This window comes from Gemmatimonadota bacterium, from assembly GCA_026706845.1.
Classification (GTDB): Bacteria; Latescibacterota; UBA2968; order UBA2968; family UBA2968; genus VXRD01.
Window position 1 is genome coordinate 22,768 of the sequence record JAPOXY010000010.1, and the last position, 6,189, is coordinate 28,956.

The 6,189-nt window shown below is 44.8% G+C and carries 8 protein-coding genes; 4 read left to right on the forward strand and 4 right to left on the reverse strand.

Annotated features, from left to right (window positions below):
- Window position 1 precedes the first annotated feature (1 nt).
- Both OXG87_01115 and OXG87_01120 read right to left on the reverse strand, forming a co-directional pair.
- A complete protein-coding gene (locus tag OXG87_01115) occupies window positions 2-943 on the reverse strand; it encodes a hypothetical protein (protein MCY3868121.1) in 942 nt (313 codons plus the stop codon).
- A gap of 65 nt (window positions 944-1,008) precedes the next feature.
- Window positions 1,009-1,968, reverse strand: coding sequence for a CBASS cGAMP-activated phospholipase (locus tag OXG87_01120; protein ID MCY3868122.1), 960 nt, complete (start codon window positions 1,966-1,968; stop codon window positions 1,009-1,011).
- A 237-nt stretch (window positions 1,969-2,205) separates the two neighbouring features.
- On the opposite strand from OXG87_01120, the gene OXG87_01125 reads away from it, so the two are divergent.
- The 4 genes from OXG87_01125 (at window position 2,206) to OXG87_01140 (ending at window position 3,613) form a co-directional block, all read left to right on the forward strand.
- A complete protein-coding gene (locus OXG87_01125) occupies window positions 2,206-2,532 on the forward strand; it encodes a helix-turn-helix transcriptional regulator (GenBank protein MCY3868123.1) in 327 nt (108 codons plus the stop codon).
- Window positions 2,513-3,016 (forward strand): ImmA/IrrE family metallo-endopeptidase, encoded by a 504-nt coding sequence (locus OXG87_01130; protein MCY3868124.1) that lies wholly within the window; start codon window positions 2,513-2,515, stop codon window positions 3,014-3,016. The genes OXG87_01125 and OXG87_01130 overlap by 20 nt, the downstream gene beginning before the upstream one ends.
- 78 nt (window positions 3,017-3,094) lie before the next feature.
- Window positions 3,095-3,382, forward strand: coding sequence for a type II toxin-antitoxin system HigB family toxin (locus OXG87_01135; GenBank protein MCY3868125.1), 288 nt, complete (start codon window positions 3,095-3,097; stop codon window positions 3,380-3,382).
- Between the two features lie 3 nt (window positions 3,383-3,385).
- Window positions 3,386-3,613, forward strand: a complete 228-nt coding sequence (locus OXG87_01140) for a hypothetical protein (protein MCY3868126.1) — start codon at window positions 3,386-3,388, stop codon at window positions 3,611-3,613.
- A gap of 44 nt (window positions 3,614-3,657) precedes the next feature.
- On the opposite strand, the gene OXG87_01145 is transcribed toward OXG87_01140, so the two are convergent.
- Together OXG87_01145 and OXG87_01150 are read right to left on the reverse strand one after the other, a co-directional pair.
- Window positions 3,658-3,939 carry a hypothetical protein gene (locus tag OXG87_01145; protein MCY3868127.1) on the reverse strand — a complete coding sequence of 94 codons (282 nt, stop codon included), beginning with the start codon at window positions 3,937-3,939 and terminating at the stop codon, window positions 3,658-3,660.
- Between the two features lie 81 nt (window positions 3,940-4,020).
- A partial coding sequence (locus OXG87_01150; protein MCY3868128.1) for an N-6 DNA methylase occupies window positions 4,021-6,189 on the reverse strand: 2,169 nt, incomplete at its 5' end.

Genomic DNA, 6,189 nt, shown 5'->3' on the forward strand with positions numbered 1-6,189 from the left:
ATTACTTTGCGTAAGGTTTTCTTGGGGTTAATACTGCTGCCACAGAAGCGGTATTTTCCTTGAGCTCTCCGAAATTCTCTCCAAATAACTCCCTCCATTTTTTGACACTGGTATTATGATCAGTGGCGTCAAAAGCTTCATTTACCTTATCGTTGTATATATTGAACATTTTTCTAAAGTGGCTGTATTTATCTTGATCCCAGTGCCTGGTAAAACTTTCGGACGGCAAAACGGGATTGCATATTTTGGGCATGAGTCTGTTACGCTGCAAGAAATTATTTATCCGATTTGAGATAGTCTTTAATGTATCGGGAATGCTTTTGAAGTTTTCACTGCCCTTTTCATAATCGTACACTTCATTACCAATAAGTGTGGTCAAGAGGATTGATTTTACCGAGAAGTTCCCCTTATGGTCTCTAAGATATTTCAACAGCCGCGTGACTCTCTTTAGATTTCCATTTGTGATTCTTGTCTTATCGTTGAACCAATCTCTATAACCAGTTCCATCGGTAATTTCGAACACATTCTCCTTATTATTGCAAATATATTGATCTGCCCCATATGTAATGCAGGGAACAATATCTAAGTGAAAATCTCCCACGTAATCTATATATACACATCTGGTTTTTCTATGCACTTTGTCCTTGTAGGTTTTGTTGTCTTTAAGACAATTGTAAAGTTCATTGATGTAATCTTTCGGTTCTTTGTCTGGATCGTATTTTACGAATAGTAAAATGTCAGCATCATATTCACGGTTATTGATCGGTTTGATAATTGTGCGCAAGGCATACGACCCCTGCCGCTCGATCTTTTTGTATGAGTCTAGGTTGTTGCGCAGGAACTCATTTACAGCCGATACACTATCATTTAATCTTTTAAGCCGTGTTTCGTTGAGATTTACCTCGTTATCGAGAAAATCTTTAAAATATTCTACATGCCTCATTTTTGTACTCCTTCTAAATTTTGAAGATGAATAATGAATACCTGGTAATCATTATCCCTACTTCGTTAAAGTGCGAGAAACTCTTTAATTTTATGACCTTCGTGTGTAAAATCCTGATCAGCTTCTCTTGTCCAGTCAGGCAATTTACGTGGATCATCCATCGGAAGAGGTTTGTCCGATGCGAAATTGATACGCAGCAGTTGATCTGGATCTCTATTATCTTTTGTCTGAAAAAGCAGATTTAACATATTGTGCGAACTTTCGGCTTGAAGATTGAGGATCAAATTAATAAATTTCTGTCGTCCCCAACGGGTTGCTATTCCCCAGCCGCAAAATGTCTTGCAAAACCACCCTGTGGTGCTCCCATAGCAGGTTTTACTCTTCCCCGTACCAATTGAAAGGATTCTGAGATCGCATAGATCAACGCCGAGACGACGTTTCGCGTCAATTGCAGCAACAAAAGCAGGATTGTTTGCCCACAAGCCACCATCAGTCAAGGGATAAGGACCTACAACATAGGGATCGAAATATGTAGGTGCTGAACAAGAAGCCATAACGGCGTCGGCTACACGCACTTTGGGGTCTCGATGGAACTCAGGGTCATACGCCGATTTAAAAACATGAACACGCCCGTCACCAATATCAACTGACGGAATAATTAGAGGCACGGAAATGTCTTTCAATTGCGTATTTCCGAATATATTCTGAAGACAAATTTTCAGATTCTTTCTGCTATAACTACTGGCAAAGAGACTTGTAAAACCTAATAAATCAAATTTGGCAAACCATCGCTTTTTGAAAATTGATTGGCCCTCTTCAGCATAGAGATCGTATAGCGAACTTGCTGACTGTCCATGAGCCAGTCCTGCAGCTATGATGGCGCCTGTGCTTGTGCCAGCAAACAAATTGAACTGGGCCTGCCAATCAATGTTCCATTCCTCCTCCATATACTTGAGAAGATAGGCTGAGTACGCGCCTCTGAAACCGCCCCCATCAAGAGAGAGGATGTAGAATTTATTACTCAAAATCCAAGTTCCTTTAGCAGGTATTGCCGCATATTTTCTCCACGAGATAAAACAAAACTATAGAAAACCTTCTATATTGTCAATAATAAAATCTTTATATGCTTTTTATTGCAAACTTTTATCAAAAACATCCTCCTTTTGCTTTTTATTGCTTGACATTATAAATTGATCTTATAAATTGTTATTATGCGACGACGACCAGAATCGGAGAGGATATACGAACTTGTAGGCCGAAAAGTGGAACGAAAGCGACGCGAAGCAAGGCTCACACAAACCCAACTCGCGCAGCGTTGTGGCCTTGCACGAGGCTCCATTGCCAACATTGAGAGTGGGAATCAGCGTCCAACGCTCCACACTCTTTGGTCAATTGCCGATGCGCTTAATATTGACCTACCTGCGCTTGTGCCCTCCCGAGAAGAGTTCTTAAGGAGCAAGGCAAGCACCGCACAACTCACAATCACAGGCCGGCTGGAGAAGGCGGCGGGAGAGAGCCGAGAACAAGTCGTCTCTTATATTACCAGTCGTCGAAAGGAATTTGGGGCCAATGTGGATAATAGAGAGTGAAGCCGATCAGCTACTCATAGAAGCGAGGATACACGCTCCTCCAGTTTCCGTGAAGCAAGTCGCTAATTCCTTGGGCATAAAGATCGAATTGGCAGATCTTGGAGAAGATTGTTCGGGGGTGCTCGTTCGCAACGGAGACCGCGCCGTCATTGGCGTTAATAAAAAACACCACCCCAACCGACAGCGTTTTAGCATCGCGCATGAGATCGGTCATTTTATGCTTCACGAAGGCGATACTTATATTGACAAAGGGTATCGCGTACAATTCCGCGATCTCGAATCGGGTTCCGGCACCAAAGGGGAAGAGATGGATGCCAATGCGTTTGCGGCTGCTCTCCTCATGCCTGCTGAATGGGTCAAAGACGCCTTCTATCAGCAACCCTTTGATCTAACCGAAGACTATGTTCTAGAAATGCTCGCGGAGAAGTTCAAAGTGAGCACTCAGGCGATGAGTTACCGTCTCATGAGGTTGCGGCTGCTCTGACTTGACCATCCTGCTTGTGTCAGTATGCCGATCTGCCTTCGGTACAGGCAGATAGAACAACTTGTCGGCAGGACATCCGTGCATATTATCACCCGAAAACGCTTGAACGAGTTTGCCCAGAGACATCCCAATACCAAAGTATCACTCGAACATTGGTATAGATTAATGAAGCGAGGCTATTTTCGTTCGTTTGTCGAGTTGCACACGGCGTTTCCCCATGCTGATCAGGTAAAAAATTTAACCGTTTTCAACATTGGTGGTAACAAAGCACGTCTTATCGCAGCAATACATTACAACCGACAGAAAATCTATATCCGTGCGGTTTTGACGCATGACGAGTACGATAAAGGGAAATGGAAAGAGTAGATTATGGTAGCAGAAATACAAACCGCCCAAGATGTATGGCCCGTTCTAACTCCTGTTGTGTTCGTCCCCCATGAAGAGAGCGAATATCAACGGCTTGTGGCTATACTGGACGATTTGATTGATGAGGTAGGCGAGAATGAAGATCATCCTCTCGCCTCAATGATGGAAGTCATTGGAGTACTGATTGAGAAGTACGAGGAAGAACATGTGCCTGAATTGACTGAGATATAGCTGATAGATGAACTCAAAACTATTAAGCCCGGAGGCCCATTTGATCACCGGGCTTTTTTATTTTTAGATTTTACATCAGGAGGGCGTGGAGGATGTACAACCGCCTCACTTTCCTGGCCTGCCGCGTGCTCAATCGCTTCTGTTAATCCTTGTTTGATGCTCTCGAAGAGAATCCTTTTTTTGGCTCGAGCGATTACGTCTAATGCATGGGCCATAAAAGCGGGATCATCTCCAGCTTCTTCAAGACACGCTTCCAGGTATAGCCGCACATCTTCTTCTGTTTTAAGGTAATCTGCTGAATCCCAGCGAGTCGTATTATCTGCCATAACTCGATCCTCCGATTGTCTGGTCAGTTCTTTGGCTACGCCATGCCTGTGGCGTGCGGCGACCTACTTTTTGTCAATAAGTTAGCCAAAATGCGCCACTGCCGGACGGTTAGAGACGGTAGGCTCAAGTGTGATCCGTTTGCGCCAGTCCGCAATCTTTGCCCCGTCCATGTGAAGAACTTGTGCTGCTGCTTCGTCAATACGGGCGCGAACAGGACAGGTATCCATCTCTTTCCACGGCTTGAGTACTTGCTGGTGGGTTTTAGCGAAAACATCAATGAGCGGGGAGACATCGACATTGCGCGGATTGGGGATGAGCAATTTGCGTAGCAGATCCAAAGAATATGCTGGATATGTCAACTTTTTGGACCTGGCATGAAGCATCGTCAGTATCCCAGGCGTCGAGTTCCACCATGCACACAGCGCCTGATCAAAGTGAGGTGTTTTTGATAGTGAGGTGACAGGCACCCAGGCAGAGCCAAGCACTGGCTCTTCTGTATAACAGGCTGCTGTTCGCACGGCGTATGTATAAAGACGTCCTGAGATAACCAATCGGCTGGCTTTCTTCACCAAACTCTGTGCATACTTCTCTCTACCTCGCTTCGGTGTTGCTACCACATCAGGCTTTGCAGCCATCGTCTTACGGACATCTGTCTGATGATCCCATAGAACCGGTATTTTCCAGGGTGTATCTAACTTTGAGTTACGAGAAAAAGCGTCTCGAATCCGCTGACCAGCGGGTTCAATTTTGCAAGCATTACCAGCAAGGTTTAAACGGGTACCATTCAAAGCGGCAAGGTCATAATATGCCTCAGCAAGTGCTTCATCATAAAACAAAGCAACTTGCCAATCTCCATCTCTCACGCGCTCTCGTGGCCATTCACATTCCCTACCCCATTCACCAGAAATTTTGCCATTATTGATCATATTTGCCAACAACATTGCCTCATGAGCATCAGCAGGCATCCGACCTAAAGAAATAAACCGAGCAGGTTTTTGCCCAGAAGGACGTCTAGCGATAAGCAGAGATTCATGAATTTTTGTATTCTCAGAAAAATTTATACGATACGGATCATGGCTGGTAATAATGGTCTCAATCTGAAATCGATTCGCAAGAAATCTGCGTTCCTGTTTTCCGGATGCATTAGTCAAAGCCGTTGTCGGAAGAACCTTAGCGAGCACACCGGTTTCCTTTTTTAATAACATATCTGCCAACGGCGTAAAAAAACTGCTCGCATTGGTGTGATCAATAGCTCCACCTGCTTCTGGATCACGTTGTCGAACATAATTAACCACCTTTTGCTCGTGGTTTTGGATACGCTTCCAATTTTCCTTATGTTTATTGCGTATATCGTTGCGGGTAAATGGCGGGTTCATGATCACAACATCAAATTTTCCCATATAAGAATCATCGGACGATTCGCCGGGCTGAGCGCGTTCTGCTCCAAGAGCCTCCATTCTTGGCAATGGTAAGACAAACTGTGTGAGGTTTGGTTCTCCATCATCCTGTGCAGTAGCAAGCAGTTCCACCGATCCTATCTTTATTTCTCCGTTGGGTTGCGGGCCATGGCGCATCGTATGCAGATTCATTTTTGTGTAATCCACACGCGGATTGCCCAGCGTCAAGTTGCAGGCCGCCAACTGTATGCCATGCCTATTGATGTCCAGGCCATGAAGCACATCTTCTACCATAAATAGGTGCAAAAAATCGGCATCCTGACCAGCAGCATTGATATACCTATCGCGGATGGTGTGCATCGCAGCCATCAGCAACGTGCCTGTTCCACACGCCGGGTCAATCACTTTCAGCTTTCCCAGACCTTCCTCATCTGACCAGTCAGTAAAATTTTCTGTCAGAGCCAGTCGCGCCAATAGTAATGCGGAAACGTTGTTTGTATAGAATGATCCATCATACCTTGCCGATTCCAACAAGCGATGGTATAATGGTCCTGCATGATCGAAACGCATCGCAGCCAAATCATCCGCATGTGCAAGGGCGTATTGGACCAGCAAACGGACAGCCTGAACAGCACCTATACGCGCATTGTGATCAACTGCTATGAAAGTTTCCAAAACTGATACCGCAGGATCAAATACAGGACGATAGTCGATCTTTAATATGGCTTTCCAAGCATCTATCAATGCCCGCAAAAATGTATCGTCACTGCGATCCATACAATATTGCAAAGTTGGCACGTCCACAAGGTTATCTACTACACGCAACCGATGGTGAAGCAAAGCCGCATTGGA